Annotated in this window: 28 protein-coding genes and 1 tRNA gene; 14 read left to right on the top strand and 15 right to left on the bottom strand. The window is 72.0% G+C overall.

The window, feature by feature from the left end; all coding sequences use genetic code 11:
- Positions 1 to 106 precede the first annotated feature (106 nt).
- Together I003_RS34795 and I003_RS32140 are read left to right on the top strand one after the other, a co-directional pair.
- Entirely contained in the window at positions 107 to 553 is a 447-nt protein-coding gene (locus I003_RS34795; RefSeq protein WP_106966284.1) for a winged helix-turn-helix transcriptional regulator, read from the top strand.
- A gap of 176 nt (positions 554 to 729) precedes the next feature.
- Positions 730 to 1518, top strand: a complete 789-nt coding sequence (locus I003_RS32140; RefSeq protein WP_486584209.1) for an MIP/aquaporin family protein — start codon at positions 730 to 732, stop codon at positions 1516 to 1518.
- A 198-nt stretch (positions 1519 to 1716) separates the two neighbouring features.
- Here I003_RS32140 and I003_RS0113370 read toward each other — a convergent pair whose 3' ends face one another.
- From I003_RS0113370 to I003_RS0113335, 8 genes are all read right to left on the bottom strand, one after another.
- Positions 1717 to 2265, bottom strand: a complete 549-nt coding sequence (locus I003_RS0113370) for a TIGR00730 family Rossman fold protein (RefSeq protein ID WP_027771996.1) — start codon at positions 2263 to 2265, stop codon at positions 1717 to 1719.
- Between the two features lie 369 nt (positions 2266 to 2634).
- A complete protein-coding gene (locus I003_RS0113365; protein WP_027771995.1) occupies positions 2635 to 3507 on the bottom strand; it encodes an NAD-dependent epimerase/dehydratase family protein in 873 nt (290 codons plus the stop codon).
- Between the two features lie 327 nt (positions 3508 to 3834).
- Complete coding sequence (locus tag I003_RS0113360; protein ID WP_486584208.1) at positions 3835 to 4341, bottom strand: ester cyclase; 507 nt, start codon at positions 4339 to 4341, stop codon at positions 3835 to 3837.
- Between the two features lie 122 nt (positions 4342 to 4463).
- Positions 4464 to 5132, bottom strand: coding sequence for a class I SAM-dependent methyltransferase (locus I003_RS32135; protein WP_051368226.1), 669 nt, complete (start codon positions 5130 to 5132; stop codon positions 4464 to 4466).
- 155 nt (positions 5133 to 5287) lie between these two features.
- Positions 5288 to 5518: a hypothetical protein gene (locus I003_RS36040; protein WP_158688971.1), complete on the bottom strand. Its 231-nt coding sequence runs from the start codon at positions 5516 to 5518 to the stop codon at positions 5288 to 5290.
- A 94-nt stretch (positions 5519 to 5612) separates the two neighbouring features.
- Positions 5613 to 6341, bottom strand: a complete 729-nt coding sequence (locus I003_RS0113345; RefSeq protein ID WP_027771992.1) for an SDR family oxidoreductase — start codon at positions 6339 to 6341, stop codon at positions 5613 to 5615.
- A 54-nt stretch (positions 6342 to 6395) separates the two neighbouring features.
- Positions 6396 to 6650, bottom strand: a complete 255-nt coding sequence (locus I003_RS0113340; protein ID WP_027771991.1) for a DUF397 domain-containing protein — start codon at positions 6648 to 6650, stop codon at positions 6396 to 6398.
- Positions 6647 to 7462 (bottom strand): Scr1 family TA system antitoxin-like transcriptional regulator, encoded by an 816-nt coding sequence (locus tag I003_RS0113335; RefSeq protein ID WP_027771990.1) that lies wholly within the window; start codon positions 7460 to 7462, stop codon positions 6647 to 6649. The genes I003_RS0113340 and I003_RS0113335 overlap by 4 nt, the downstream gene beginning before the upstream one ends.
- A gap of 90 nt (positions 7463 to 7552) precedes the next feature.
- Here I003_RS0113335 and I003_RS0113330 point away from each other — a divergent pair, with 90 nt between their 5' ends.
- On the top strand, positions 7553 to 7987 hold the full coding sequence (locus tag I003_RS0113330) for an ATP-binding protein (RefSeq protein WP_486584207.1): 435 nt from the start codon (positions 7553 to 7555) through the stop codon (positions 7985 to 7987).
- 10 nt (positions 7988 to 7997) lie between these two features.
- Here I003_RS0113330 and I003_RS36435 read toward each other — a convergent pair whose 3' ends face one another.
- Positions 7998 to 8165, bottom strand: coding sequence for a hypothetical protein (locus I003_RS36435; protein WP_199784293.1), 168 nt, complete (start codon positions 8163 to 8165; stop codon positions 7998 to 8000).
- 68 nt (positions 8166 to 8233) lie between these two features.
- On the bottom strand, positions 8234 to 9073 hold the full coding sequence (locus tag I003_RS0113320) for a serine hydrolase domain-containing protein (RefSeq protein WP_027771988.1): 840 nt from the start codon (positions 9071 to 9073) through the stop codon (positions 8234 to 8236).
- Positions 9074 to 9160: 87 nt separating this feature from the next.
- On the opposite strand from I003_RS0113320, the gene I003_RS0113315 reads away from it, so the two are divergent.
- Positions 9161 to 9574, top strand: coding sequence for a MerR family transcriptional regulator (locus I003_RS0113315; RefSeq protein ID WP_027771987.1), 414 nt, complete (start codon positions 9161 to 9163; stop codon positions 9572 to 9574).
- Positions 9562 to 10596: an aldo/keto reductase gene (locus tag I003_RS0113310; RefSeq protein ID WP_027771986.1), complete on the top strand. Its 1035-nt coding sequence runs from the start codon at positions 9562 to 9564 to the stop codon at positions 10594 to 10596. Before I003_RS0113315 ends, I003_RS0113310 begins: the two co-directional genes overlap by 13 nt.
- Before the next feature lie 155 nt (positions 10597 to 10751).
- Here I003_RS0113310 and aceE read toward each other — a convergent pair whose 3' ends face one another.
- Entirely contained in the window at positions 10752 to 13499 is a 2748-nt protein-coding gene (gene aceE / locus I003_RS0113305) for a pyruvate dehydrogenase (acetyl-transferring), homodimeric type (protein WP_027771985.1), read from the bottom strand.
- A 374-nt stretch (positions 13500 to 13873) separates the two neighbouring features.
- On the opposite strand from aceE, the gene I003_RS0113300 reads away from it, so the two are divergent.
- From I003_RS0113300 to I003_RS0113285, 4 genes are all read left to right on the top strand, one after another.
- Entirely contained in the window at positions 13874 to 14314 is a 441-nt protein-coding gene (locus tag I003_RS0113300; RefSeq protein ID WP_027771984.1) for a DUF3052 domain-containing protein, read from the top strand.
- A 150-nt stretch (positions 14315 to 14464) separates the two neighbouring features.
- On the top strand, positions 14465 to 14950 hold the full coding sequence (locus I003_RS0113295) for a peroxiredoxin (RefSeq protein ID WP_027771983.1): 486 nt from the start codon (positions 14465 to 14467) through the stop codon (positions 14948 to 14950).
- Between the two features lie 282 nt (positions 14951 to 15232).
- Entirely contained in the window at positions 15233 to 16381 is a 1149-nt protein-coding gene (locus I003_RS0113290; RefSeq protein WP_027771982.1) for a DUF475 domain-containing protein, read from the top strand.
- 88 nt (positions 16382 to 16469) lie between these two features.
- On the top strand, positions 16470 to 17204 hold the full coding sequence (locus I003_RS0113285) for a Tellurium resistance (protein ID WP_027771981.1): 735 nt from the start codon (positions 16470 to 16472) through the stop codon (positions 17202 to 17204).
- 15 nt (positions 17205 to 17219) lie between these two features.
- Here the strand turns inward: I003_RS0113285 and I003_RS0113280 are convergent, their stop codons facing one another.
- Positions 17220 to 18014 (bottom strand): TerD family protein, encoded by a 795-nt coding sequence (locus I003_RS0113280; protein WP_027771980.1) that lies wholly within the window; start codon positions 18012 to 18014, stop codon positions 17220 to 17222.
- Positions 18015 to 18206: 192 nt separating this feature from the next.
- On the opposite strand from I003_RS0113280, the gene I003_RS0113275 reads away from it, so the two are divergent.
- The 4 genes from I003_RS0113275 (at position 18207) to I003_RS0113260 (ending at position 23840) form a co-directional block, all read left to right on the top strand.
- Positions 18207 to 19388 carry an HpcH/HpaI aldolase/citrate lyase family protein gene (locus I003_RS0113275; protein WP_027771979.1) on the top strand — a complete coding sequence of 394 codons (1182 nt, stop codon included), beginning with the start codon at positions 18207 to 18209 and terminating at the stop codon, positions 19386 to 19388.
- Positions 19389 to 19627: 239 nt separating this feature from the next.
- Complete coding sequence (locus I003_RS0113270) at positions 19628 to 22357, top strand: phosphoribosyltransferase (protein WP_027771978.1); 2730 nt, start codon at positions 19628 to 19630, stop codon at positions 22355 to 22357.
- Positions 22354 to 23163, top strand: coding sequence for a hypothetical protein (locus I003_RS0113265; RefSeq protein WP_027771977.1), 810 nt, complete (start codon positions 22354 to 22356; stop codon positions 23161 to 23163). Before I003_RS0113270 ends, I003_RS0113265 begins: the two co-directional genes overlap by 4 nt.
- On the top strand, positions 23160 to 23840 hold the full coding sequence (locus tag I003_RS0113260; protein ID WP_027771976.1) for an O-methyltransferase: 681 nt from the start codon (positions 23160 to 23162) through the stop codon (positions 23838 to 23840). Before I003_RS0113265 ends, I003_RS0113260 begins: the two co-directional genes overlap by 4 nt.
- On the opposite strand, the gene I003_RS32130 is transcribed toward I003_RS0113260, so the two are convergent.
- The 3 genes from I003_RS32130 to I003_RS0113245 all read right to left on the bottom strand — a co-directional run bounded on the left by I003_RS32130 (position 23818) and on the right by I003_RS0113245 (position 26527).
- On the bottom strand, positions 23818 to 24462 hold the full coding sequence (locus I003_RS32130; protein WP_078563982.1) for a DUF4383 domain-containing protein: 645 nt from the start codon (positions 24460 to 24462) through the stop codon (positions 23818 to 23820). The genes I003_RS0113260 and I003_RS32130 overlap by 23 nt on opposite strands.
- Positions 24463 to 24575: 113 nt before the next feature.
- A complete protein-coding gene (locus tag I003_RS0113250; RefSeq protein ID WP_027771975.1) occupies positions 24576 to 24794 on the bottom strand; it encodes an FmdB family zinc ribbon protein in 219 nt (72 codons plus the stop codon).
- A gap of 467 nt (positions 24795 to 25261) precedes the next feature.
- Positions 25262 to 26527: a hypothetical protein gene (locus I003_RS0113245; RefSeq protein ID WP_027771974.1), complete on the bottom strand. Its 1266-nt coding sequence runs from the start codon at positions 26525 to 26527 to the stop codon at positions 25262 to 25264.
- Positions 26528 to 26668: 141 nt separating this feature from the next.
- Here I003_RS0113245 and I003_RS0113240 point away from each other — a divergent pair.
- Positions 26669 to 26740: transfer RNA gene (locus I003_RS0113240), tRNA-Val, on the top strand.
- The last annotated feature ends 108 nt before the right edge of the window (positions 26741 to 26848 follow it).

Raw genomic sequence — 26848 nt, 5'->3', positions numbered from 1 at the left:
CGGGACCGGGACGGAGGCGGGCCCCTGCGGCGCGGGGCCCGTGCACCGTGGCTGCTCCCGGGCCGCGGTGCACGGGGGTGGTCAGGCGGCCGTTCGGGCAACCGTCATGCTCGGCCTGTTCGCGTGCCCGGGTGTGTGCGTCCGCGAGGGACGCGCGGTGCTGCGGCAGCAGGTGCCGGAGCGGCTGGAGGGTGGGGGCGTAGGTCGGTTCGGGGGTGATGGTGCGGACGTCGAGGGCTGTCAGGTTCGGGTCGCCGAGGAGGGTCTCCAACGCGGGGACCAAGGAAGTCCTTGCCGTGCGGGGGTGCGCCGGGGCCGTAGCCGCCGCCGCGCGCGGAGACGAGACGGCGGGACGCCCTGCGCTGAGGGCCGGCTCGCCCAGCCCCATCGTCCTGCCGACGATGAGAATCTGGTCCCGCCCCGCGTCGAGTACTCCTTGACCGAACTCGGCAGGTCACTGCTGAGCACCGTGCGGGAGCTGGCGTCCTGGTCCGCCGACCGGCACGCCGAGATCCGCCGGCACCAGCACAGCTACGACACACGAACGCGGTAAGCCACCCGACGACACTCGCTCGGCGGTCGCACGACCGGGCAGGACTCCGGGCAGGACTCCTTGAGCCCGTCGTGAGCAGCTTTTCTGGCGGACATGGGCCCAGAACGCACGGACGGGGCGGCCGGGCTGGTATGCCGGAACCGTGATCGCAGACGGGCCGATGTGAGGAGTTCCTGGTGAGTGCGGTACCTGACCTTCCTCGTCGGCTCCCACTGACACGCGCTGTCGATGAGTTCGTCCTCACGACGGTCCTGCTTTTCGTCACGGTGACGGTGGTGCGATGGCTGCGTGACCCCGGCTCCCCGCTCTCCCTCGCCGACCTCCACGTCGTCCTCGCCGTCATCGGCGTGATCAGCGGCGCCGTGCTGGCCGCGCTGATCCTCAGCCCTCCCGGCCGGCGCAGCGGCGGACATATGAATCCCGCCGTGACCGTCGCCCTGTGGCTGATGGACGCCTTCCCCGGCCGCAGCGTCCCGCCCTACGTCCTCGCCCAGCTCGCCGGCTCCGTCGCCGGGACGGCACTCGCCCGCCTGGTATGGGGAAGCGCCACCTCCCACGCCCCGGTCGGCCACGCCGCGATCATCCCCGACCCCACCTGGCGCCCCGCCGACGTCTTCCTCGCCGAAGCCGGAGCCATGATGGCCCTCATCCTCCTCGTCGGCACGATCCTGGCCTACCCCCGCTACATCCGCCTCCTGCCCTACGTGATCGGAGGATCGGTTGCTCTGGTGATCGCCCTGCTGGGCCCCCGCAGCGGCGGCTCGATCAACCCCGCCCGCCAGTTCGGACCCGCCGCACTCTCCGGCCAGACCACCGACCTGTGGATCTACCTCACCATCCCCGTCCTCGGCGCCGTCATCGGCTCCGCCATCTACCACCTGTTCATCTGGCGCTTCAACGCATGCCGGCCCCTCACCTACAAGCTGGCGGGCGACCACAGCGAAGAGGAGCCGGCGACCCGGTAGTCCGGCGGGCCTCGACGGTGCCGTGGTGGCGACCTGGCGGGGGATGGCCGAGGCGAGCGGTGGAACACCGGCTGCCGGCTTCCTCCAGCAGCCCTGTGCTACCGGAGTGGGTGAACCGAGCGGTTCCGCCGGCCGCGACCTCGGCCGCGGCGAGCATCGTGCCGGCGTCGACACGAGGTGACCGGGCGAGCAGTGGCCTCATGAAGCGTCAGCTGCAGCCACGGCCTCCTCCAGGTGGGTGAGCGTCCTGGTCCCTTCGTCGGTGATGAAGAGCAGCTCTTCCAGGGGCCTCGGCAGGAATCCCTCTTCCTCCATCCTCCGGAGCTGGAGCACCAGCCCGTCGTAGAAGCCTGCTGCGTTGAGCAACACCATGGGCTTGTCGTGCAGTCTGTGCTTCTTCAGCTCCAGGATCTCGGTCAGCTCATCGAGAGTGCCCAGTCCGCCGGCCATCACCACCACCGCGTCCGAGCCTGCGAGCAAGAGTGCCTTGCGCTCGGCGAGGTCCTTGGCGAACGCCATCTCCTCGGCGTCCTCCCTGGCGAAGCTCCTCATGAACTCGACGGAAACCCCCGCGAGTCGTCCGCCGGTCTCCCGCACGCCGTCGGCCACCACCTTCATCAGACCGGTGTCGGACCCACCCCACACAAGTGTGTGGCCATGCTGTCCGAGCAGTTCGGCGAAGGCGCGGGCCGGTCGGGTGTAGCGCTCGTCGAGGTCGGCTGCGGAGAGGAAGACGCAGACTTTCACAGTGAATCCAGGCTTTCGGTTGAGGGAGACACCCGGTCGAACGGACAGTCGGGCACGGGCAGCAGGCCCGAAGTCGCGGGCTCGTGAGCAGCGCCGGTCCGCCGGCCTGCACTCGCCCCGCACGATCGCCGCCTCGGTCAGCTCCACGGCGGAGACGTGCACGGGCGGACGGCCTGGCCACGACGAGGGGTGCCCGGTGCCTGCTTCGGCTCTGTCGGAGGCACGGGTTATCCCCTGTCACCAAGAAGTGCGCCCGCCGGCCCCGTCGCGCCTCCCGCAGCAGGGACAAGGACATTTGCGGTCAGCACTCCGGGAACGGCACCGCCGGCGGAGATACGGCCGAGCCGGCGTGGGCGGCGGAACGGACGTTCAGGCACGCATCTGAGCGAACCCGGAGCGCCACGACGGGGTCTGCGGGAGCCAGCCCCGGGACCGCGCCAGACGGTTGGACGCTCCTCGTGCCCAGTCCGGGCCGCCCGACGAGGGCTCGGGCGCAGGAACGTGGAGGGCGGCGGCGAGGACCGGCAGCCACTCCCGTCCTGGCGCGGGCTCGTCGTCCACGATGTTGACGGGACCGGCGGGCCAGTCGAGGGCGTCGACGGCCGCGCGGGCGGCATCGGCGATGTGCACGAACGAGGTCACCGAGTCGTCGGCCTCCAGGTTGGCGAGCAAGCGGGCGTCCTCGTCGCCCGAGAGGGCCGCTGCCACGGCGCCGCCGGGCTCGTACCAGGTGCCCGGGCCGTACAGCACTCCGTACCTCAGCGACACCGCGGTATCCATTTCGGCCGCCGTTTCCTCCAGGGCCCGGATGCCGGCCACCATCCCACCACGTGGCTCCGCGGCATCGAGGTCGAGCGGTTCCGTCTCGGCGGCCGGGCCCTCCCCCGGGGCGTAGACCCAGGCCATCGACTGGACGACGATCCTCGTCACTCCGGCGGACTTGGCTGCGTCGACCAGGTTACGGGTCCCTTCTCTCCGGACCTGGTTCGTCGCCTCTCCGTCCGCGCCTGACAGGTCGGTGAGCTGATGGATCACGGCGTCGGGCGCGGTCGACGTCATCGCCTCGCGCAGCGCATCCCGGTGGAAGACATCGACCTGGACAGCCGACGCTCCCTGACGGCGTACGCGTTCGGCGCCCGCTTGCGAACGCGACGTGCCCGTGACCCGGTGGCCCGCGCTCAACAACAGAGGCACGAGCAGTCGGCCCACCGCACCGGTCGCTCCCGCGACGAAGATGTGCATGACCGTCTCCTTTCTCTTCTCGGCCTGGAAGTCCCCCTGCAGTAGATCAGTGCAAGGCATGGCTCAGCGTGCACATCACTGGCAGGGAACAAGAGTGTCGTCCGGGCCCCGGCGCATGCGTGTCCTCGCGGGCTACGCGCACAGCACGTTGTCCCGGCTGCCGCGCGTGGCGGCCCGCCCGGGGCCGCGGAGACGGCCGGCGCTGCGGCCACGAACGTTCACGGTGGCCGGCCCGCCGTGACGGCGGATCACCGCGCCAGCGCTTGCCGGGTGCGCTGCCGTCAGCAGGGGACCGCCACGGGCCCATCCGGCGCCACGGGGCAGGGACTACGCCCCGGCGGAGGCGGTCTTCGCGGCCTCGACCGCCGACTCGAAGTCGGTGCCGGCCCCGAGCTGGGCGAGCCACACGTTCGCCGCGTTGTAGCAGTTGAAGGTCTCGATCTTTCCGTCACGCAAGTACCAGAGATCCGCCGTCGGAACATCGATACGGCGACCAGTCGGACCGATCTCTCCGGCCGGAGTCGGGAATCCCCCGAGGTGCGTTCCCTGGATCCGCAGCTCGACGGCGACGACATCACCGATCGCATGCACCGCGAGGAGTTCACGGTGGATGTCGGGGAAGGCGCCGGCGAGGCCGGCCAGCGCCTGAGGGATCTGGTCCGCGCGGAAGGTGAGCGCGTTCGGCACATCGTTGAACGTCCCGTCCTCGGTGAACAGGGCACGGAACCCCTCGCCGTCCGAGACGCTCCCCTCCGCCAGCCGGTATGCCTCGCGAACAACCTCTTCGTTGCTGGTCACCTTTGGTCTCCCCATATTGTTGACCGTGTAGTCCATAACGGTAGAGTGTGAGGACCGAGCCGTCAAACATCGTCATCCCCGGCCCTCGGCAAAGCCGGGATCGACGCCCACCGGCTCGGTGTTCCGACCGGGGCGGACCGCCGTCCGGCGGGCGGAGCTCAGGGGTGACGCGGGCGGTGCGCGGTGAGCAGCAGGGTGCCGGGCTCCCGGTGGGTGGTGATCCGGGTGAGGCCCGCTCGGGTGAGCAGGTCTGTCCATACGCGGGGTTGGAGCACCCAGCGCCGCATCGTGGCCTCCCCGCCGTCCGGCGTTCTCGCCGGGATGTCGGCGGGCACGGCGTCGGGCTGCGCGGGGGAGCCGTCCCGGTAGCGGGCGAGCGTGGAGAACACCAGGCGCCCGCCGGGGCGCAGCGCGGTGGCCGCCGCCGGGAGCAGGGCGCGGGGGTCGGTGAAGTCGGTCGCGCCGAAGATGCTGTAGAGCACGTCGTAGGTGTCCGGTGCCGTACGCAGGTGGGTGGCCGCGTCGGCGTGGACGAGCCGGAGCCGCGGGGCGAGGTGGCCGTACAAAGCGGTGGCCCGCGCGTGTTGCGCGGGGGAGCCGTCGATCGCGTCCACGCGCGCGGGGCGACAGCGGGCCGCCAGGTACGCGGCCTGCCGGGCCGGCCCCGCCCCCAGGTCGCCCACCCGCAGACCGGTGACGTCCCCGAGGAGCTCCGTGCCCGGCCCGCCGTCCTGGCCCCACGTCCAGCGGAAGGCGTCCGGAACCGCTCGGTCCCGCCGGGCGCGGATGCGGCCGTAGTGGTGCCAGAGGTCGGCTGTGGGCTCCACCCGCCCCCCTCCTGGTCCCTCGTGCAGAAGCACCCCCGGCTCGGTCCCTTCGAGGGGCGAGCCGGGGGTGGGTGCGTCACGATCCGCTGACGGCCGCGGCCGGCGTGCGCGGCGATCCGCACCGCCGTCGCGCCCGACGCGCTCCGCGGCCGGGCTCAGCCCTCCGGGAAGTACGGTGCGACCGCCTCGGCGCCACCGCTCCCGTCCTCTGCCCCCGCCGACGAGTGGGACCCGTCGCCGTCCGTGCCGTCCCCGGCCGCACCGGCCTCGCTCTCGGTCCCGGCCGACGGGTTCGAGACGTGCAGGCCGTCCGAGTCATCACCGCATGCGGACAAGGCGCACAGCGCGGCCAGCACGGCGGCCACGATCGTCATCCTTCGTTTCATGACGGGACTATGACAGCCCCGACGGCTCCGCGGGGCGTGATCTGCGAGGGAACGCCGCTGCCGGTGCCTGCCGGGACACATGAGACGCTGCTGCTCAGACCTGTTCGAAGTGAAACGCCTTGATGAAGCAGTCACGGGGCTGGGAGACCGCGAAGAGGACGCACTCCACGAGCGACTGCGCGGTGAGGGCGTCCCCGGCGCCCCGAGGCGTGGACTCCCACTCCGCGGAGAGCGGATCGGCGTTGTCGAAGTCGGGCGGGTAGAGCGAGATCACCCGAACCCCCCGGGGCCGCAGACGCTTCGAAAGGATCTCGGTGAACCCGGCCTGTGCACTCTTGGCCGCATAGAAGGCGTCGTGTGCGTCGGAGCGCTGATGTCCCGCCGCACCGCAGGCCGAGATCATCGTCACCACGTCCGGCTTGTCCGAGCCGAGCAGCAGCGGCAGAAAGTTCTTCACGGTCAGAACCGTGCCCGTGGCGCCGGAGGCGAGGGTGTCCACGACATCGTCGTCGGACACCGACTCAAGGTCCGGCCCGTCGAGGTAGCGCGAGCCGTTGTTGATCAGAATGTCGACGCGGTCGGTCTGCCGGGCGACATCGGACGCGAACGCGCGGATGGAGACGGGGTCCGTCAGGTCGCACGCATACGCGTGGACCCGCTCATGACCCCGCCCCCGGATCTCGTCGCGCACACGCTCAGCGGCAGCAAGGCTGCGTGCCGAGAGGAAGACCTCGGCGCCCAGGTCCGCGAACCGGATGGCCAGCGTCCGTCCGAAGTCCCGGCCGGCGGCGGTGATGACCACGCGGTGGTTGTCGAATCTCATGGTGGTGCCCAATGTACGTGGACGGCCACCGGCAGCCTTGCCGCGGGCGCTGGATCAGTCGGTGAGGGCGGCGGTGGCGGCGTGGGTGAGGAAGGCGGACCAGGCTTCGGGGGTGAAGCAGAGGTGGGGGCCGTGGGGGTCCTTGGAGTCCCGGACGTGCACGGCACCGGGGACGGGAGCCACCTCGACGCAGGCTCCGCCTTCGTTGTCGCTGTGGGTGGACTTGCGCCAGGCGACGGCGACTTCGACGCACTCGCCGCCTTCGCTGTTGCTGTAGCTGGACTTGAACCAGTCGAGCTCGTCCTTCATCGCTCCTCCAGGAGCCGAGTGATGAACTGCCTCGAATCGCCGGGGCTCAGGGCCTCGCGGGCGATCATGTCGTGCCGACGCATCACGATACTGACCTTCTCTTGATCAGCGTAGAGCACCCCGGTGGTCTGGCCCTCCTCGTAGGCGAGGTGTTCGTGCTCAGGTGTCTCCAGCAGCACGAACGAGCCACGAAGGCCGGGATGGAGGCCGCGGGCCGAGGGCATAACCTGCACGGTGACGTTATGTTGTTCGGCAGCGCCCAACAGTCGGCGCAGTTGCTGCCGGTACGTCTCGTCGTCGCCGAAGCGGCGGCGAAGCACAGCCTCTTCGGCGACGAAGCTGAACGAGCGAGTCTCGATCGCCAGCAGCGCTTGCCGCTCCAGGCGGGCCTTTACCCGCTCTTCGGACGTCGCTGCGTCCAGTGGCGGCAGGAGAGTGGCCAGTGCGGCTCGGATATATTCCTCGGTTTGCAGCAGGCCAGGGATGTATCGCGACTCGTACCAGCTCACAGCGATGGCTTCCGCCTCGTACGACATGAACTCCTGCGAGTACGACGCGAACTTCTCCGGCTGCAAATACCCCAGCGCCGCCACCAGCATCCCCTGCGCATCGCACATCTCATCCGCCACCTGCAACAACCGCGGCGTCGGACGGCGACGGCCCTGTTCCATCATCTTCACCGTGTCGTAGGCGTACCCCGCCTCCGTCGCCAGTTCCTCGCGGCTCACCCCCGCCCGCGTCCGCCAGCGCTTGGTCTGGTTGCCGCAGTACCGCCACTGCACCGGCGGCTGGGAGTTTTCGAGCGTCCTCACCCGCATTCACCTCGCCGTTGAGGGGTACGGAGGTCTATCGACCCCCCCTGTCCCTACTCACGGTAGCGACCAGGAACCACTCTGTGATGGGTGAACCTCAACAATCCCACCCCTTTTCCACCCGACATCGTCTGGCGGCTGCCCACAAGCCGCCGCAGCCCCGCCCGTGGCCGTGTTCTCCTCGCCGAGCAGGCGCGCGAGTGGAAACTGCCGCCCGACACAGCCGACACCGCCGTGCTGTTGGTCAGCGAGCTCCTGACCAACGCGTGTCTGCACGCCCGCGCCCCGCGTGGCCGGTACATCGCCGCCCGCTGCGTGCTGGGCGACGGCGGACTGCGCGTGGAGGTCTCCGATGCGGGCGGCAGCGAGCTGCCGGTGGCGCGCGAGGCCGGGCCCGACGACGAGACGGGCCGGGGGCTGGCTCTGGTGGCGGCGCTGGCGTCGCGGTGGGGCGCCTATCCGCGGCGGCACGGGATCGGCAAGACGGTCTGGTTTGAGCTGCACCACGTGCCGCCGGGCCCTTAGAGGGGCGGGCTCACGCCTCCGCGGGCCGGGTGTCCTCGGGCGCGCCGTCCCCTGCCGCGCCCGCCGCCGCGTCCGCCGGTTCGGTCTCCTCGGCCAGCTTCACCACCGCGACCGCGGCGACCACGACCCCCGCGACCGTGACCAACTTCTCCAACGCGCTGCCGAACCCGAAAAGCATCGTCCCTCCCCCTCGCCGTCCCCTCACGGTCAGCCGGTCGTCAGCGTAGCGCCGACCGGTGACAGCGGTCACGTGCCCGCGGCCAGCTCCGCCAGTACGCCGTCCGTGAACGGTGGCCACACCCGTGTCGCCCAGTCCCCGAACCGTTCGTCGGCCAGGGCCACGCAGGCCGCCCCGTGCCCGGCCGCGGTGGGCGCCTCCGGGTCGACCCACAGGAACGTGCCCGACTGGCCGAAGTGCCCGTAGGTCTGCGGGGAGGACGACGCGCCCGTCCAGTGCGGCGACTTGCCGTTGCGGATCTCGAAGCCCAGGCCCCAGTCGTTCGGGTTCTGGTGCCCGTAGCCGGGGAGGACGCCCTTCAGACCGGCCCACGCCACCGACGTGGCCTCGGCGTGCGTCTCGTCCGAGAGCAGCCGCGGCACCAGCAGCTCGCCGGCGAAGCGGGTCAGGTCGGTCACCGTGGACGTGGCCGCGTGGGCGGGGGAGCCGTCCAGCGTGGTCGCGGTCATGCCCAGCGGGGCGAAGACCGCGTCCCGGACGTACTCCGCCAGCGGTATCTCCGTGGCCTTGGCGAGGTGGTCGCCGAGCACTTCGAAGCCCGCGTTCGAGTACAGCCTGCGGGTGCCGGGCGGGGCCATCACGCGGTGCTCGTCGAAGCCCAGCCCGGAGGTGTGCGCCAGCAGGTGGCGTACGGTCGAGCCCTCCGGTCCCGCGGGCTCGTCCAGCTCGATCGCGCCCTCCTCGACGGCCACCAGCGCGGCGTAGGCCACCAGCGGCTTCGTCACCGAGGCGAGGGGGAAGCGGTGGTCCGCCGGGCCGTGGGTCCCGGCGAGTGAGCCGTCGGCGCGCAGGGCCGCTGCCGCGGCCGTACCGACGGGCCACGAGTCGATCACGAGCAGGCTGTCCATGCGCCGAGCCTATCCCGGGCATATGTTGTTGCTTGGAGTGCACTCCAAGTCAGTAGCGTCGGTCGCGTCGAAAGTGGGGAGCCTGCAATGAGCCTGACCACAGCGGCCCGGGTACGCCCCGAGGGCCAGGAGCACTACTCCATCAGCGAGGTCTCGTCGTACACCGGGCTGAGTGCCCATACGCTGCGCTGGTACGAGCGGATCGGGCTGCTCAACGACGTGCGCCGCTCGCACACCGGGCAGCGTCTCTACACCGACGACGACCTGGACTGGCTGGACCTCATAGGCAAGCTGCGGCTCACCGGGATGCCGGTGGCGGACATGGTCCGTTACGCCGAGCTGGTCCGGGCGGGGGATGACACCTTCACCGCGCGGATCCAGCTCTTCCGCGAGCACCGGGAGGTGGTGCGGCAGCAGATCGCCGATCTGCAGTCGACGCTGACCGTCCTCGACTTCAAGATCGATTTCTACGAGGGAGCAGCCTCCACATGCAGTCCGTGAACAACCCCGGCCCAGCCCCCATCGCCAGCGTCCCCCTCGGCACCGACGGGCCCCGGGTCGGCGTCCAGGGGCTGGGCTGCATGGGCATGAGCTTCGCGTACGGGCCGACCGATGCGAACGCCGCCCGCGCCACCCTGGAGCGCGCGCTCGAACTCGGCGTCACCCTGTACGACACCGCCGACATGTACGCCGACGGCGAGAACGAGAAGTTCATCGCCCCCTTCATCCGGGCCAACCGGGACGAGGTCACCCTGGCCTCCAAGTTCGCGCTCGGCGTCGACCCGCAGGACCCGCAGAAGCGCGTGATCCGCAACGACCGGCCTTATCTGCGTTCCTGCATCGAGGGCAGCCTGCGCCGGCTCGGCGTGGAGACCATCGACCTGTACTACATGCACCGGCGCGACCTGCGGGTGCCGATCGAGGACACCGTCGGCTCCATGGCCGAGCTGGTCCAGGAGGGCAAGGTGCGGCAGCTCGGGCTGAGCGAGGTCACCGGCGCGGAGCTGCGCGCGGCGCACGCCGAGCACCCGATCGCGGCGGTGCAGTCGGAGTGGTCGGTCTTCAGCCGGGACGTGGAGCGGACGGCGGTGCCCGCGGCGAAGGAGCTGGGCGTGGCCTTCGTGCCGTACTCGCCGCTCGGCCGCGGCTTCCTCACCGGGGCCTTCGTCGACGCCGAGGCCGACCTGCCCGCCGACGACTTCCGCCGCACGATGCCGCGCTTCACCGGCGGCAACGCGGCGAAGAACGCCGAGCTGCTGGCGCCGCTGCGGCAGATCGCCGAGGCGCACGAGGCGACGCCGGCGCAGATCGCGCTCGCCTGGGTGCACGGGCAGGCGGCGCTGCGGGGGATGACGGTCGTGCCGATCCCGGGGACGCGGAAGCCGTCGCGGGTGGAGGAGAACACGGCGGTGACGGCCATCGAGCTGACTCAGGCGGAGCGGGCGCTGCTGGAACCGCTGGCCGGGCAGGTCGCGGGGCCGCGGTACGCGGACGTCAGCTTCTCCTCGGCGGGGCGGGAGTAGGGCCGGTACGGCGACGGGCCGCCCGGCGCGGCTCCGGACGGCCGGACCGGCCCGTCCGGGCCTGCGGCCCGGCACGCCGCAGGCCGGTCCCGTACGAGTGGTACGGGACCGGCCTGCGTGTATCTCTCCGTCTCGGGCGGCCCCGGCGGGAGCCGTCAGGCGTCGCCGCCCGCCGCGCCCGGGTCGGCCGCCGCCACGTCGAGAAGCTGGTACCGGTCGATGGCCTGTTTGAGCACCGAGCGGTCCACCTTCCCCTCCTTCGCCAGCTCCGTCAGCACTCCCACCACGATCGACTGCGCGTCGATGTGGAAGAAGCGCCGTGCCCCGCCGCGGGTGTCGGCGAAGCCGAAGCCGTCCGCGCCCAGCGACTGGTACGTGCCCGGCACCCACCGCGCGATCTGGTCGGGTACGGACCGCATCCAGTCCGACACCGCCAGGAACGGCCCCTCGGCGCCCATGAGCTTCCGCGTCACCCACGGCACCCGCTGCTCCTCCTCCGGGTGCAGCAGGTTGTGCCGCTCGGCCTCGACGGCCTCGCGCCGCAGCTCGTTCCACGAGGTGGCGGACCACACGTCGGCGCGTACGTCCCACTCCTCGGCGAGGATCCGCTGGGCCTCCAGCGCCCACGGCACGGCCACGCCGGACGCCATGATCTGCGCCGGGACCCGCCCGGCCTCGCCCGGCGCCAGCTTGTGGATACCCCGGACGATGCCCTCGACGTCGACGTTCTCCGGCTCGGCCGGGTGGACGATCGGCTCGTTGTACACGGTGAGGTAGTAGAAGACGTCCTCGCCGTGCGGGTGCTCCGGCGACGAGCCGTACATCCGCCGCAGGCCGTCCTGCACGATGTGGGCGATCTCGAAGCCGAACGCCGGGTCGTACGCCACGGCCGCCGGGTTCGTCGACGCCAGGAGCTGCGAGTGGCCGTCGGCGTGCTGCAGGCCCTCACCGGTGAGCGTGGTGCGCCCGGCGGTCGCGCCGATGACGAAGCCGCGCCCGAGCTGGTCGGCCATCGCCCAGAACTGGTCGCCGGTGCGCTGGAAGCCGAACATGGAGTAGAAGACGTAGACCGGGATCAGCGGCTCGCCGTGGGTGGCGTACGCCGTGCCGGCGGCGGTCAGCGCGGCCGTACAGCCGGCCTCGGAGATGCCGTCGTGCAGGAGCTGCCCGGTGGGCGACTCCTTGTAGGCGAGGAGCAGCTCGCGGTCCACCGACTCGTACGTCTGGCCCAGCGGGTTGTAGATCTTGGCGCTCGGGAAGAAGGAGTCCATTCCGAACGTGCGGTACTCGTCCGGCGCGATCGGCACGAAGCGCTTGCCGATCTCCTTGTCCCGCATCAGGTCCTTCAGCAGCCGGACGAACGCCATCGTGGTGGCGATCGCCTGGGTGCCGGAGCCCTTCTTGACGGCCGCGTAGGTCTTGTCCTCCGGCAGCTTCAGCGGCTTGGAGCGCACCACGCGCGTCGGCACGTACCCGCCGAGGGACTTCCGGCGGTCGTGCATGTACTGGATCTCCTCGGAGTCCCGGCCCGGGTGGTAGTACGGCGGGAGGCCGTCCTCCAGGTCCTTGTCCGGGATGGGGAGGTGCAGCCGGTCGCGGAAGCGCTTGAGGTCCTCGACCGTGAGCTTCTTCATCTGGTGCGTGGCGTTGCGGCCCTCGAAGTTCGGGCCGAGGGTCCAGCCCTTGATCGTCTGGGCGAGGATGACGGTCGGCTGGCCCTTGTGCGCCACGGCGGCCTCGAAGGCCGCGTAGACCTTGCGGTGGTCGTGCCCGCCGCGGCCCAGGTGGAGGAGCTGGTCGTCGGTCATGTCCTCGACCATCTTGCGCAGCCGCAGGTCGTCGCCGAAGAAGTGCTCGCGGATGTACGCGCCCGACTCGGTGGCGTACGTCTGGAACTGGCCGTCCGGCGTCGTGTTCAGCTTGTTGACCAGCGCGCCGTCGCGGTCCTGCGCCAGCAGCGGGTCCCAGGAGCGGTCCCAGACCAGCTTGATCACGTTCCAGCCGGCGCCGCGGAAGTACGACTCCAGCTCCTGGATGATCTTGCCGTTGCCGCGTACCGGGCCGTCGAGCCGCTGGAGGTTGCAGTTCACCACGAAGGTGAGGTTGTCCAGCCCTTCGCGGGCGGGCAGCGACAGCTGGCCCAGCGACTCCGGCTCGTCCATCTCGCCGTCGCCCAGGAAGGCCCACACGTGCGAGTTCGAGGTGTCGGCGATGCCGCGCGCCTGCATGTAGCGGTTCATCCGGGCCTGGTGGATGGCGCCCAGCGGGCCGAGGCCCATGGAGACCGTCGGGAACTCCCAGAAGTCCGGCATGTTCCGCGGGTGCGGGTAGCTCGACAGGCCGTGGGGCGCCTGGGAGTGCTCCTGCCGGAAGCCGTCGAGCTGCGCCTCGCTCAGCCGGTCGAGCAGGAAGGCGCGGGCGTAGATGCCGGGCGAGGCGTGGCCCTGGAAGAAGACCTGGTCACCGCCGTCGCCGTGGTCCTTGCCGCGGAAGAAGTGGTTGAAGCCCACGTCGTAGAGCGATGCGGAGGAGGCGAAGGTCGCGATGTGCCCGCCGACGCCGATGCCGGGGCGCTGGGCCCGGGAGACCATGACGGCCGCGTTCCACCGGGTCGCGTTGAGGATCTTGCGCTCGATCTCCTCGTTGCCGGGGAAGAACGGCTCGTCCTTGGTCGCGATGGTGTTGACGTAGTCCGTGCTGCGCATCTCGGGAACGGCCACACGCCTCTCGCGGGCCCGTTCGATGAGGCGGAGCATGAGATAGCGGGCTCGTTCCCGGCCCCGCTCGTCGACGGCCGCGTCGAGCGAGTCGAGCCACTCCTGGGTCTCCTCGGGATCGAAATCCGGGACCTGGCTGGGAAGGCCGCCAATGATGATCGGGTTGCGATCGGATCCGGAAGCCACGCTGCCCCTTTGCTGTACGTATCGGTAATCGGACTGCTCGCAGATGAAGAGGGTCTCGCGCTGATTCCCATCGTCCACCGCTGTTGCGGCTACGTCATCTCTACTGTTTGGTAACCCTGCTCCGCTTCCACCGAACCTCCACCGGGACGCCCCCGGAAGGCCCGTACGGGCTGATCGCCAGCGTACCGGCAGGCAACCCGGCCGACTGCGCCCCCTGGTCCAGGGGTGCCCTCCATAGGGCGGGATCGACCGCCGGGTACTTGCGCGATTCGCCCGGCACGTGTGGACTACGCCCATCGCCTCGCGTGCGCGCGGGTGTGATGCTGATTTCGGAAGACGTCGGAAGACACAGGCACACGAGCAGGAGGCAATCCGTGAGCGCGACCGCGGACCACGCGGAGGAGCGGACCAACCCCGCCGCCAGGCTGGGTTTCCAGACCGGAGAGGTGGTCCAGGAGATCGGTTACGACGACGACACCGATCAGGAGCTTCGCGAGGCCATCGAATCGATCACCGGGCAGAACCTCGTCGACGAGGACTACGACGACGTCGCCGACGCCGTCGTGCTCTGGTTCCGCGAGGAGGACGGTGATCTGACGGATGCGCTGGTGGACGCCACCACCATGATCGACGAAGGCGCCCCGGTCTGGCTCATGACGCCCAAGACCGGCCGTGACGGCTACGTCGAGCCCAGCGACATCGGCGAGGCGGCGCAGACCGCCGGCCTGGCCCAGACCAAGAGCATCAACGCGGGCAAGGACTGGAGCGGAAGCCGCCTGGTCACCCCGAAGGGGGCCCGCTCGACCAAGCGCTGACACGCCCTTCATCGGGACCGCCCCGGCGGTCCCGCGTTACCACGCGGTCGGAGTCCCGGCCGGCGCGACGGGATGCCCGCGCGCGGGTCGGCGCACGCCCTCGCCGTACGCTCGTGACCTCGCACTGGTTCGACGCACCGGAGGTCACGTATGGCACTGGACGGGATCGAGGCACTGGCGCCCGGCGCCGAGGCGCCCGGCTTCGCGCTGCGCAACGAGCACGGCGAGACCGTGCGGCTGACGGACTACCGCGGCGAGAAGGCGGTCGTCCTGCTCTTCTTCCCGTACGCCTTCACCGGCGTCTGCACGGGTGAGCTGTGCGCGCTGCGCGACCGCCTGCCCGCCTTCGTCAACGACGAGGTCCAGCTCCTCGCCGTCTCCTGCGATACGCCGTTCGCCCTGCGCGTCTTCGCCGACCGGGAGGGCTTCGGCTACCCGCTGCTCAGCGACTTCTGGCCGCACGGCGCCACCGCGCGCGCGTACGGCGTCTTCGACGAGCAGAAGGGCTGCGCGGTCCGCGGCACGTTCATCATCGACACCGCGGGCACCGTGCGCTGGACGGTCGTCAACGACCTGCCCGACGCCCGGGACCTGGAGGAGTACGTGACGGCGCTGAAGGACCTCACCTCCGTGTGACGGGCCGTGGCGCCTCCGTGTGACGGGCCGTGGCGCCGGACAGGAGTTCGTTCGGGTGTTCGGCATGGAGGGTGTCCGGGACCGGATTCCGGCACTATCCGGCAGTGGCGCGCCTCCGGACGCTTCCGGACCCGGGAAGTGTGGGGGCTTGACACCGCCGGGGAAGATGGGGGGCACGACGTACGTGCCGGGTCCGGGGGAGCCGTGCGGGTACGGTGACGACAGCCCGGTACCGTGCAGCGCCGCGGAGACGGACGGACACACGATGAGAATGGACTGCCAGTGTTGCTGAAAACCTTCGGCTGGTCTTTCGCGGTGACCGCCGCGGGCCTCGCCTTCGCCGCGATCTTCTGGGGGTGGGAGGCGTTCCTCCTGGTGGCGATTCTCTCCATCCTGGAGATCTCGCTCTCCTTCGACAACGCGGTCGTCAACGCCGGCGTGCTGAAGAAGATGAACGCCTTCTGGCAGAAGATCTTCCTCACCGTCGGCATCCTCATCGCCGTCTTCGGCATGCGTCTGGTCTTCCCCGTGGTGATCGTCGCCATCACCGCCAAGGTCGGGCCGATCGAGGCGATCGAGCTGGCCGTGGACGATCCCGACCACTACGAGCAGCTCGTCACCGACGCGCATCCGTCGATCGCCGCGTTCGGCGGGATGTTCCTGCTGATGATCTTCCTTGAGTTCCTCTTCGACGAGCGGGAGCACAAGTGGATCCCGTTCATCGAAAAGCCGCTCTCGCGCGTCGGCCGCATCGACGCGATCTCCGTGTGCATCGCCCTGATCGTGCTGCTGACCACCGCGATGACGATCGCCACCAGCGCGGTCCAGCACACCGGGGGACATGTGGACAAATCGGGGACGGTCATGTCCGCCGGCATCGCCGGCCTCATCACGTACCTGATCGTCGGCGGCCTGTCCGGTCACTTCGAGGACAAACTCGAAGAGGAGGAGGAACGGGAACAGGAGGCCGAGGAGGCGGCGAAGCGCTCCGGCCAGCAGCCGTCCGCCGTCGGGCTCGCGGGCAAGGCCGCGTTCTTCATGTTCCTCTACCTGGAGGTACTGGACGCCTCGTTCTCCTTCGACGGCGTCATCGGGGCCTTCGCCATCACCAACCACATCTTCTGGATGGCGCTCGGCCTGGGCATCGGGGCGATGTACGTCCGGTCCCTGACGGTCTACCTGGTCAGGCAGGGCACCCTCGACGAGTACGTGTACCTGGAGCACGGCGCGCACTACGCGATCGGCGCCCTGGCCACCATTCTGCTGATCACCATCAAGTGGCACATCCACGAGGTCATCACCGGCCTCATCGGCGTCGCCTTCATCGCCCTCTCCCTCTACTCCTCCATCCGCCGCAACCGGCGCCTCGCGGACGGTGGCGGAGACGAGGACGGTGAACCGGCCGAAAAGGAGCTTCCCTCCCGCGTGTAGGTTCCGCGGGCACCCCGATGCGGAAGGATTCCCCTCGGGGCCGGTCGTCCGGCCGGTCCCGAGGGGTTGTCACGTCTGGGGGTGCGAGGTGTCGTTCTGGGGCAACTGGCGGCGGGAGGGGGTGCCGCAGTTCGACAGCGCGGGTGCGTCGTACGCGGTGCAGCTCACCAAGCGCAAGCCGCTGCTCTCGCTGACCAAGCAGGGATCCGACACCGGCAACCTGCGCATCAACCTCTCCTGGCGGATGCGCACCTCCGACATCGGCGGTCGCACCCGCAGAAGCGGCGGGACCCTGCTGCACCCCGCCAAGCTCTTCCGGCCCGAGATGGTCCAGGCCCAGGGCCCGGCGCTGGTCAACGTCGACCTCGACCTGGCGTGCCTGTACGAGCTGGCCGACGGGACCCGCGGCGTGGTGCAGCCGCTCGGCAACCTCCTCGGCGACATCAACGACCCGCCCTACGTCAAGCTCAGCGGCGACGACCGGTTCGGGTCGGGCTCCGGCGAGACGGTGTACGTCAACCTCGACCACAAGGACGACTTCCGGCGGCTGCTGGTCTTCGTCTACATCTACGACGGCACGCCCGCGTTCGACCGCACCCAGGCGGTCGTCACCCTCTACCCCTCCAACGGCCCGCGCGTGGAGATCGCCCTCGACGAGCGGGCGCCGGAGGCGCGCTCGTGCGCGGTGCTGCTCATCGAGAACAAGAAGGGCGAGCTGACGGTGCGGCGCGAGGTGCGCTACGTCTACGGGTTCCAGTCGGAGCTGGACCGGCTCTACGGCTGGGGGCTGGTGTGGGGCCGGGGCTACAAGACGAAGACGTGAGCCTCCGGGCGGCGCTCACCGGCCGATGAACTGAGGCCCCTGCGGCGGGAGGGTGAACGCCGGGGGGTAGCCGTAGGCGATGGGGGGCGCGGGCTGCGGCTGGGAAGGCGCCGAGGGCTGAGCGGCGGGCGGCTGGGCCGCCGGCGGCTGCTGGGCGGCGGCGGGCTGGGCGCTCTGCGGGTTCGCGGCGCCGGGCGCGGGCCGGCCGCCGGACGCCGGGTCGTTCGCGGACTCCGGCGTCGGGTGGTGCCCGGTGTCGGTCTCGTCGACGGAGATGCCGAACTCGCCGGCGACGCCGACCAGGCCCGTGCCGTACCCCTTCGTCACCGCCCGGAACTGCCAGCCGCCCCCGGCCCGGCGCAGCTCGCCGCAGATCAGCGCCGACGACGTGCTGCCGTCCGGCTGGATGTCCAGGTACGCGAAGGGCTCACCGCCCGCCGCGTCGCCGCCGCCGGCGTCGTGCAGCTCGACCCGCAGGTTCCGTACCCGCGCGAGGGTGCCGCCGTCGGCCGAGGCGATCAGCACCATCCGCTCGACCGTCGGGTCCTGCCGGGTGAGCTGCGCCTCGACCGAGTCCGTCAGCCCCTCGCCCTGCCGCTTCTTCGGCAGCTTGCGGGCGAGCCCGGAGGGGTGACGCGGCTGGTTGTAGAAGACGAAGTCGGCGTCCGAGCGCACCCGGCCCTTGTCGTCGAGGAGGATGACGCAGGCGTCGACGTCCGGGACTCCGGCGCCCGGGGTCCAGCGCAGCACCGCCCGTACCGCAGAGACGGATACGGACATGTCGGATCCCTGCGCCATGGCGTGCGTCATGCGAGCTATCCTGCCCTGTCGCCCGCGGCGGCCACAATGCGGGGCGATCGGGGAACGGTGCAGCGCTCCCGGACGTCCCTTTTACCGAATCATCGCCTTCCCCCGACCTTCCTTTACCTCCATCTCTTCACCCGCGTCCCTTGACCCACGTCGGCCCCGCCCCGGCCGCGACGACCCCCCCGGGAGCACCGTATGCGCCATTTCGGGCACGTCTCCCCGGACGTGCGTGCCGCGCTGTTCCACCGCGAGCCGGCCGAGTTCACCGCCGACGCCCCGCCGGCCGAGCTGGCCATGGCCCTCGGCGCGACCCTCTACAGCCCCGCCACCCGCCCGCACCTGGCGCGCGACATCCGCGTCCAGGCGGCGCGCGGGGTGGTGTCGATGGTGCTGTGCCTGGAGGACTCCATAGCGGACGACGAGGTGCCGGAGGCGGAGGCCAACGTCGTACGGCAGCTCCGTGAGCTGGAGCGGCAGGACACCGGCGGTGTCCTGCCGCTGCTGTTCGTCCGCACCCGCGAGGCGGGCCAGATCCCGGACTTGGTGGCGCGCCTCGGCCGCGCGGCGCGGCTGCTGTCGGGGTTCGTGCTGCCGAAGTTCACCGCGGTGCAGGGCGTCTCCTTCCTGGAGGCGGTGATCAAGGCCGAGCAGTCGGCGCCGACGGGAGGCCGGCGGCTGTACGCGATGCCGGTGGTGGAGTCGCCGGAGGTGCTGCACCTGGAGTCCCGGGCGGCGGCGCTGCGGGGCATCGCGCGGGTGCTGGAGCAGTACCGGGAGCGGGTGCTGGCGGTACGGCTCGGGGTCACGGACTTCTGCGCCGCGTACGGGCTGCGGCGCTCGCCGGACATGACGGCCTACGACGTGCAGTTGGTGGCGGCGGCGATCGGGGACGTGGTCAACGTCTTCGGACGGGCGGACGGGAGCGGCTTCACGGTCACGGGGCCGGTGTGGGAGTACTTCCGCCAGCAGGAACGATTGTTCAAGCCGCAGTTGCGGAGCAGCCCGTTCGCGGCCGGCCGGGCGGAGGAACTGCGGGCGGCACTCATCGAGCATGACATGGACGGGCTGTTGCGGGAAATATCGCTGGACCGCGCGAACGGACTGCAGGGCAAGACGTGCATCCACCCCAGCCATGTGGCGCCGGTGCACGCGCTGTCGGTGGTGAGCCACGAGGAGTACGTGGACGCGACGGACATCATGCGCAAGTCCGGGGCCGGGGGCGGGGTGATGCGGTCGGCGTACACGAACAAGATGAACGAGGCCAAGCCGCACCGGGCGTGGGCGGAACGGACGCTGCGGCGGGCGCGGGTGTTCGGGGTGGCGCGGGAGGACACGACGTTCGTGGAACTGCTGGCGGCGGCGGGGCAGGAGAACTGATGGGCGCGGACACGGAAGCCGCCGTCGGCGGGGGCACGGGTGCCGTCGGCGCCGAGGGCGCGGACACGGGTGCGGGCCCCGCTGGCGGCGGTGCCGGCGCGGGTGCGGACGCGGGTGCTGGGGCCGATGCTGTGGCCGGTTCCGGTTCCGGTGCCGGCACCGGGACGGCCGCGGGGGCGGGTACCGCCACGGGCGCAGGGGCGGGTACCGGCACGGGGGCGGTCTGGTCCGGGGAGTGGGTGGAGAGCAGGCTCGGGATCGAGCTGTCGGGCCCCGCGGAACTGCGGGACCTGGTGGGCCTGGCGCTGCGCCGCAACCCGCGCCGGGCACATCTGCTGGTCTCCACCGTGCTGGGCAAGCACGTCCCGCAGACCCCGTCGCGTGTCCACGGCGCGGGGCTGCGCCTCGGCGGCCTCGCGCGGGACCTGCTGGGCGCGGAGGCCGCGGCCCGGTCGGTGGTCCTCGGCTACGCCGAGACGGCGACGGGCCTGGGCCACTGCGTGGCGGACGGCCTGGGGGCGTCCGCGTACCTGCACTCCACCCGCCGGGAGGTGGCGGGAGTGCCGCGGGCGGCGGGCTTCGAGGAGGAGCACAGCCACGCGACGGAGCACCTGCTGCTGCCGGCCGACCCGGGCCTGTTGACGGGGGACGTGCCTCTGGTGCTCGTGGACGACGAACTGTCGACGGGCCGCACCCTGCGCAACACGATCGCTGCCCTCCACGCGGCCCGCCCGCGGGCGCGGTACGTGGTGGCGGCGCTGACGGACATGCGGTCGGAGGCGGACCGCAGGGCGCTGGAGAAGGCGGCGGCGGACCTGGGCACGCGCGTGGACGTGGTGTCACTGGCGGCGGGAACGGTCCGCCTGCCACCGGACGTACTACGCCGGGGCGCGGATCTGGTGGCAACCCACGAGCCCCCGACGTCCCCTGCGCAGGGCGCAACGGGGGGAGCCTCGCCGGGGCCGGAGACCGGGCCCGCGGCGCCTGCCGTGCCCGCTGCACCCGCCGGGTCCGCTGCGCCCGCTGCCGCGGGCGGGGGTTCCATGGAGCGGTCGGGCGGCGGCCCGTCCGGCTCCGGTGCCGGGGTGCACGGGGATCCGGGGGGCTCGGGGGCGGAGCCCTCGGGGGGCGGGGAGGGGCGGGGGGCAAACCCCGCAGCCGTACGGCGCGTTGCGCTCCGGTGGCCTGCCGGTCTTCCCGACGGGGGGCGGCACGGGTTCACCGCCGCGCACCGGGACCTTCTCGACGAGGCCCTGCCCGGCATGGCCGCCCGGCTGGCCCGCGGCCTCGGTCTTCCCGCCTCCTCCGCGGAGCCGTCCCGCGTGCTCGTTCTCGGCACCGAAGAGCTGATGTACGCTCCCCTCCGGCTCGCCACCGCCCTCGAAGACCACCTCCGCGGCGAACGCGCCGACGCCGTCGTCCGGTTCTCCTCCACCACCCGTTCGCCCGTGCTCCCCGTCGACCACCCCGGCTACGCCATACGCAGCCGCATCGCCTTCCCCGCCCACGACACTCCCGCCGACGCCCACACCGGCACCCCCGGCGGCACCCGCTACGCCTACAACGTCACCGGCGACCACGCCTACGACGCCGTCGTCGTCGTCACCGACTCCGCCGCCGACACCCCCGCCCTGCACGCCCCCGGCGGGCTCCTCGACGTGCTCGCCTCGCACATCCCCCGGGTACTTCTCGCCGTGATCCCCTCGTACGTGCCCCACACCGCCGCACCCCTCCGCGGGCCCGGTTTCTCCTCCTACGCCCCCGACGACGTCGGCTGGCTCCTCCAGGACCTCTCCGCCGTCGCCCTCGAAGCGCCCACCGAAGAGCGCGAGGAGGCCATCCAGCGCGGCGGCGCGCACTACGCCGAGTCGCTGCCCGTCGAGTACCAGCCCAGCCCCGACTACGTACGCCTCTTCCACGCGGCCCTCGACACCACCGCCGGCCGCATCGCCGACGCCGTCGCCACCGTCACCGAGACCGTGCTGGCCGAACGGTCGGCCACCCCCGTGCTCGTCTCCCTCGCCCGCGCCGGGACCCCGGTCGGCATCCTGATGCGCCGCTGGGCCCGGCACGCCCGCGGGCTCGACCTGCCGCACTACGCCGTGTCCATCGTCCGCGGACGCGGCATCGACACCGCCGCCCTGCGCTGGCTCGCCGCCCACCACGACCCCGCCGACGTCGTGTTCGTCGACGGCTGGACCGGCAAGGGCGCCATCGCCCGCGAACTCGCCGCCGCCCTGCGCGACTTCCCCGCCTTCGACCCGCGGCTCGCCGTCCTGGCGGACCCGGGCCGCTGCGTGGACACGTACGGCACCCGCGAGGACTTCCTCATCCCCTCGGCCTGCCTCAACTCCACGGTCTCGGGCCTGATATCCCGCACCGTGCTCCGCGCCGACCTCGTCGGACCCGCCGACTTCCACGGCGCGAAGTTCTACCGTGAGCTGGCCGCCGACGACCTCTCCGGCCACTTCCTGGACGCCGTCACCGCCCGCTTTCCCGACCCCGCCGGCGTCCGCCCCATGCCGGCCGCGCCGGAGCGCGTGCCGACGTGGGCGGGGTGGGCCGCGGTGGAGCGGATCAGCGAGGAGTACGGGATCGGGGACGTGAATCTCGTCAAGCCGGGCGTCGGCGAGACGACGCGGGTCATGCTGCGCAGGGTGCCGTGGCGGGTGCTGGCGCGGCGCGGCGCAGGCGCGGACCTGGACCACGTACGGCTGCTGGCGGAGCAGCGGGGGGTGCCGGTGGAGGAGACGGACGATCTGCCGTACACGTGCGTGGGGTTGATCCATCCCCGGTACACGCGGGGTGCGACGGGCGCGGACGGCACCGCGGCCGGGAGCGCCACGACGGTGGGCGGGACGGCGACGCGCGGGACAGCGGCCCGTACGACGGCCGCCGACGTGACGTACCCCGAGACCGGGACAGCCCCACCCCCAGCGCCCGACGCCCCCGGGAGGTCCGCCCCGTGACCATCGTCGCCAGCGACCTCGACCGCACCCTCATCTACTCCCCGGCCGCCCTCGCCCTCGCCATGCCCGATGAAGCCGCGCCGCGCCTGCTCTGCGTCGAGGTCTACGAGGCCAAGCCGCTGTCCTTCATGACCGAGACCGCCGCCGCGCTGCTCGCCGACCTCGCCGGCCGGGCGCACTTCGTCCCCGTGACGACCCGCACCCGCGAGCAGTACCGCCGCGTCCGGCTGCCCGGACCGCCTCCGCGGTACGCGATCTGCGCCAACGGCGGCCACGTGCTGGTCGACGGCGAGGCCGACGCCGGCTGGCGGGCGCGGGTGGACCGGGAGCTGGCCGCGGGGAGCGCGCCGCTGGCCGAGGTCCGCGCCCACCTGGCGCGGGCCGCGGACCCGGCGTGGCTGCGAAAGCTGCGTACGGCGGAGGATCTGTTCGCGTACCTGGTGGTGGAGCGGGCGGCGGTGCCGGAGGAGTGGCTGAAGGAGCTGGGGGAGTGGGCCGAGGGGCGGGGATGGTCCGTATCGGCGCAGGGACGGAAGATCTACGCGGTACCGCGACCACTGACGAAGAGCGCGGCGGTGGCAGAGGTCGTACGGAGGGTGGGCGAGCCGGAGGGGCGGGACGTCCTCGCCGCCGGTGACTCCCTCCTCGACACCGACCTCCTCCTCGCCGCCGACCGGGCCTGGCGCCCCGGGCACGGCGAGCTGGCCGCCCGGGGCTGGACCGCGCCGCACGTCACGGCGCTCGGCGAGCGGGGCGTGGCCGCGGGTGAGCTGATTCTCCGGCAGATGGAAGGATGCCTTTCATGACCACTCCCTCTCCCGCGGGCGGCCGGGACAAGCGGCCCGAGCAGACCCCGGAGCTGTACCGGTACGTGCTGGACCACAACCCGCCGCTGGACCCGGTCCAGCGCGACCTCGTGGAGCTGACGCACAGCCGCTTCCCCGACTCCGCGAGCATGCAGTCCGCGCAGGAGCAGGGCCCGCTGCTGGCGTTCCTCGTACGGCTGGTCGGTGCCCGGCACATCGTGGAGGTGGGCACCTTCACCGGGTTCTCGTCGCTGTCGATGGCGCAGGCCATGGACGCCGGCGGCAAGCTGGTCGCGCTGGACGTCTCCGAGGAGTGGACCACGTACGCGCGCGAGGCGTGGGAGAAGGCCGGCGTCGCGGACCGCGTCGAGCTGCGGCTCGGGCCGGCCGCCGACTCGCTGCGGGCGATGCCCGCGGAGCCGCACATCGACCTGGCGTATCTGGACGCGGACAAGCAGGGCTACATCGCGTACTGGGAGGAACTGGTGCCGCGGATGCGGCCCGGAGGGCTGATCGTCGTCGACAACGTCCTCTACCACGGCCAGGTCGTCGACCCGGACGCGACGGGCGGGGCGGCGGCGATCCGGGCGTTCAACGACCACGTGGCCGCGGACGCCCGGATGGACTCGGTGCTGCTGACGGTCGCGGACGGACTCACCGTGGCCCGGCGCCGGTAGCGGACTCCTCGCGCTCCGCCTCCTCCCTGTTACGCATGCGCCAGTACGGGTTGTCGTAGGGGAGCCGGCCGCTGACGCGCCCGTACATCCCGAACACCGCCAGGACCACGCCGAGGATGAAGCTGAACAGCACGTTCTGCATCCGGAAGGCGAGGAAGTTGGCGCTGGTGTCCAGGAGGGCGAGGTTGACGAAGCCGCTGAGGACGAAGAGCCCGCCGAGGACCATGTTGAGCGTCGAGGCGAAGTTGCCACCGCGGATCATGCCGTAGAGCAGCAGCGCTCCGACGGCGATGGACAGGGCGCTCAGCGCGCCGTTGGTGTTCAGGCCGAGGGTCTGGTCGCCGCCGGTGTCGAAGAACCCGATCCGGTCGATGAGCCCGAGGATGCCGAACACCAGCAGGAAGAGGCCGGCCAGGCCGGCGCCGGCGCGGTAGACCCTGCTGAGGTGGTGGTCGACGGGCAGATGCTCGTCGAGCCTGGTGTGCTGGTGGGCGGGATGCCCGACGTGGACGATCTCCCCGAGGGCTTCGCGGCTGCCGGGCACGTCGCCCTCGGGCGGCTCGGCCAGGGGATGCGGCAGGGGCTCCAGGAGGTGCTCCTGCTCCTGCTGCGGCTGGGCCATGGCATGACCTCCTTACGGCGGTCGTACATCGGTGCCGTAAATCCAGGATCCGCCCGGGCCCCATACCGGGGCAAGTCGCCCGCGTGTGCGCCGTACGCCACGGCGCCCGGCGGCTACGCGCAGCAACCGCCGCCGCAGCACCCGCCACCGCCGCCCCCGCCGGCCTGCGGCGCGGCGGCACCGGCGGCTCCGCCGACGGCGACGGTGGACAGCAACTTGACGGTGTCGTCGTGGCCCTGCGGGCAGTCCGCGGGGGCGGAGGACTCGGCCATGGGCCGGCTGACCTCGAAGGTCGTCCCGCAGGACCGGCAGCGGTACTCGTATCGCGGCATGACGGACAGCATATCGCCGGTACGGGGGAGGACAGCCGGTCGTGCGGGGGCCTGGGCCGGCCGGGCAGGCGGGGGCGGTGTGCGCCCGCCGGGCGGCGGCAGGCAGGCGGCAGAGGGGAGGGCCGGGTGCCGGACGGCGGCCGACGGCCGTGCGGTGGCGGGGCCGGGGCGCCGTCGGCAGCCGCCGCCCGGGGGACAGCGACGGACGTGGGAGGGCAGGGCTGGGGTCGCGGTCAGTGGCCGGTGCCCGGGGTGACGGGCGACGTGCGCGTGGGGCGGGGCCCGGAGCCGCGGTCACCGTCGGGGGCCGGTGCCAGGGGCGGCGGGCGTGCGGGGCGGGTCCGGGGGCGCGGTCAGCGTCCGGTCCCGGGCAGCGGCCGCGTGGGGCGGGGCCCGGAGCGGCGGTCACCGTCCGGGGCTCTGGGCGGCGGTCGGCAGGCGTGCGAGGGCCGGGCCGGGGCCGCCGGTCAGCGGCCGGGGCCGCTGCCGCGTTCGGCCCGTATCGCCTGGACCACCTCGGCCACCGTCTCGCGGACCGACTCCAGCTCCTCCAGGAAGCTCCAATAGTCCGGATGCCGCCCCGTGAGCCCCGCCTCCGCCTGGTCGACCCGCTCGACGGCCGCGTCCAGCGGCCCCGCGTGGCGGGGGTCGGGGCGGTCGCGGCCGGCCATGGCGAGGCGCTGGGCGTCACGGATGGCGAAGCGGGTGCGGTTCACCTCCGAGGTCCGGTCCTTCTCCACCTCGTCGAGCCGCGTCAGCCGGTCGCGGGCGGCGTCCACGGCCTCGTCGGTCTGGTTCAGCAGCGCCCGTACGCTCGTCAGCAGCGCGATCGCGTCCGGCCAGCGCTGCTCGCGGCGGGCGCGCCCGGCCTCGGCGATCTTCTCCTCCGCCTCGGTGACGGCCTGCGCGGCGCGGTCCGGCACCTCCTGCAGATCACGCCAGCACGCCAGCGCGAAGCGCCGGCGCAACTCGCTGAGCACGGGCTTGACCTTCTCGGCGCGGGTGGTCAGCGCCTGCGCCCGGGTGCGGAGGCTGACGAGGCGGCGGTCGATCTCCTCCGCGCGCTGCGGCAACTGCTCCGCCTCGCTGCGCAGCGCCTCGGCGTCACGCTGCACGCCGACGGCGCGGTGGATGGTCTCCTGGACGCCGTGCCGCCCGGCGCCCTCGTTGAGCTTGGTCAGCTCCGGGCCGAGCGCGGCGAGCCGGGCGGCGAGATCGTCGGCCTTGAAGCCCTTGCCGCGCGCCTCGTCCAGCGCCGTCGTCGCCGCCAGCAGCGCCTGCCGGGCCCGCTCCACGGCGGGCGCGAGGCGCGCGAGCTGGGTCTCGGCCTTGTCGAGGAGGGGGCCGAGGCCGTGCGCGAAGTGATTGAGGTCGAAGCGGACCTTCTCCAGCCCGTTGGTCGCCTGCTGCAACTCCTGCCGGGCGCGGGCGGCGGTGCCGTGGTCGAGATCGTCGCGGTCGAGGTCGTAGGCGTCGACGGCCGTGATGTACGTGTGGCTGACCTCGTCGATACGCTGCCCCAGGGCGGCGAAGTCCGAAGCCGCCCGGCGGGCGGCGGGCGAATCATCGACGGCGGCGATCGTCTCCACGGAGATGCGCAGGTCACGCTGTGCGGTATCCAGCTCGTAGAACGCGGTCGCGGCGGCATCCTTGGCCGCCTGCGCCTCGGCCCGAGCCCCGTCGCCCCGGTCTCCCCAGCCCCACCGCCGGGTGCCGCCTCCGCCGAATGCCACGAGACCCCTTTCCTTGCCCTGCGCTCCCCTGGAGAGTCATTCTCCCACCAGGGCTGAACGAACACACGGCCCACGACGATCCCGCGCGGCCGACGCAGCTCGATCGGCGTCGGCGGAGCACGGTACGCTGTCCCCGCGTCCGGGCGCGTAGCTCAGCGGTAGAGCGCTGCCCTTACAAGGCAGATGTCGGCGGTTCGAACCCGTCCGCGCCCACCCGGAACTCAAGCACCCTGACGAGCAGGGGAAAGCCTGCGGTCCCTCTCCCACCGTCGGCCCGGGACCGGTCCGGTGCCGGTTTCGTGAGCGGGGGTGCTGGCGATC

It is taken from the genome of Streptomyces sp. CNQ329 (genome assembly GCF_000482585.1).
The sequence above is the reverse complement of the archived record's forward strand: the minus strand, read 5'-3'. Positions and strand labels throughout refer to the sequence as shown.

What these genes read in the sequence shown, in the direction of transcription:
- I003_RS0113280 (WP_027771980.1), bottom strand. Translation starts at nt 18,014, where the DNA reads ATGACGCACGCCATGGCGCAGGGATCCGACATGTCCGTATCCGTCTCT.
- I003_RS34795 (WP_106966284.1), top strand. Translation starts at nt 107, where the DNA reads ATGCTCGGCCTGTTCGCGTGCCCGGGTGTGTGCGTCCGCGAGGGACGC.
- I003_RS36435 (WP_199784293.1), bottom strand. Translation starts at nt 8,165, where the DNA reads ATGCTTTTCGGGTTCGGCAGCGCGTTGGAGAAGTTGGTCACGGTCGCG.
- I003_RS0113365 (WP_027771995.1), bottom strand. Translation starts at nt 3,507, where the DNA reads ATGCACATCTTCGTCGCGGGAGCGACCGGTGCGGTGGGCCGACTGCTC.
- I003_RS0113360 (WP_486584208.1), bottom strand. Translation starts at nt 4,341, where the DNA reads ATGGACTACACGGTCAACAATATGGGGAGACCAAAGGTGACCAGCAAC.
- I003_RS0113260 (WP_027771976.1), top strand. Translation starts at nt 23,160, where the DNA reads ATGACCACTCCCTCTCCCGCGGGCGGCCGGGACAAGCGGCCCGAGCAG.
- I003_RS0113320 (WP_027771988.1), bottom strand. Translation starts at nt 9,073, where the DNA reads ATGGACAGCCTGCTCGTGATCGACTCGTGGCCCGTCGGTACGGCCGCG.
- I003_RS0113345 (WP_027771992.1), bottom strand. Translation starts at nt 6,341, where the DNA reads ATGAGATTCGACAACCACCGCGTGGTCATCACCGCCGCCGGCCGGGAC.
- I003_RS0113310 (WP_027771986.1), top strand. Translation starts at nt 9,562, where the DNA reads ATGCAGTCCGTGAACAACCCCGGCCCAGCCCCCATCGCCAGCGTCCCC.
- I003_RS0113315 (WP_027771987.1), top strand. Translation starts at nt 9,161, where the DNA reads ATGAGCCTGACCACAGCGGCCCGGGTACGCCCCGAGGGCCAGGAGCAC.
- I003_RS0113250 (WP_027771975.1), bottom strand. Translation starts at nt 24,794, where the DNA reads ATGCCGCGATACGAGTACCGCTGCCGGTCCTGCGGGACGACCTTCGAG.
- I003_RS32130 (WP_078563982.1), bottom strand. Translation starts at nt 24,462, where the DNA reads ATGGCCCAGCCGCAGCAGGAGCAGGAGCACCTCCTGGAGCCCCTGCCG.
- I003_RS0113295 (WP_027771983.1), top strand. Translation starts at nt 14,465, where the DNA reads ATGGCACTGGACGGGATCGAGGCACTGGCGCCCGGCGCCGAGGCGCCC.
- I003_RS36040 (WP_158688971.1), bottom strand. Translation starts at nt 5,518, where the DNA reads ATGAAACGAAGGATGACGATCGTGGCCGCCGTGCTGGCCGCGCTGTGC.
- I003_RS0113275 (WP_027771979.1), top strand. Translation starts at nt 18,207, where the DNA reads ATGCGCCATTTCGGGCACGTCTCCCCGGACGTGCGTGCCGCGCTGTTC.
- I003_RS0113340 (WP_027771991.1), bottom strand. Translation starts at nt 6,650, where the DNA reads ATGAAGGACGAGCTCGACTGGTTCAAGTCCAGCTACAGCAACAGCGAA.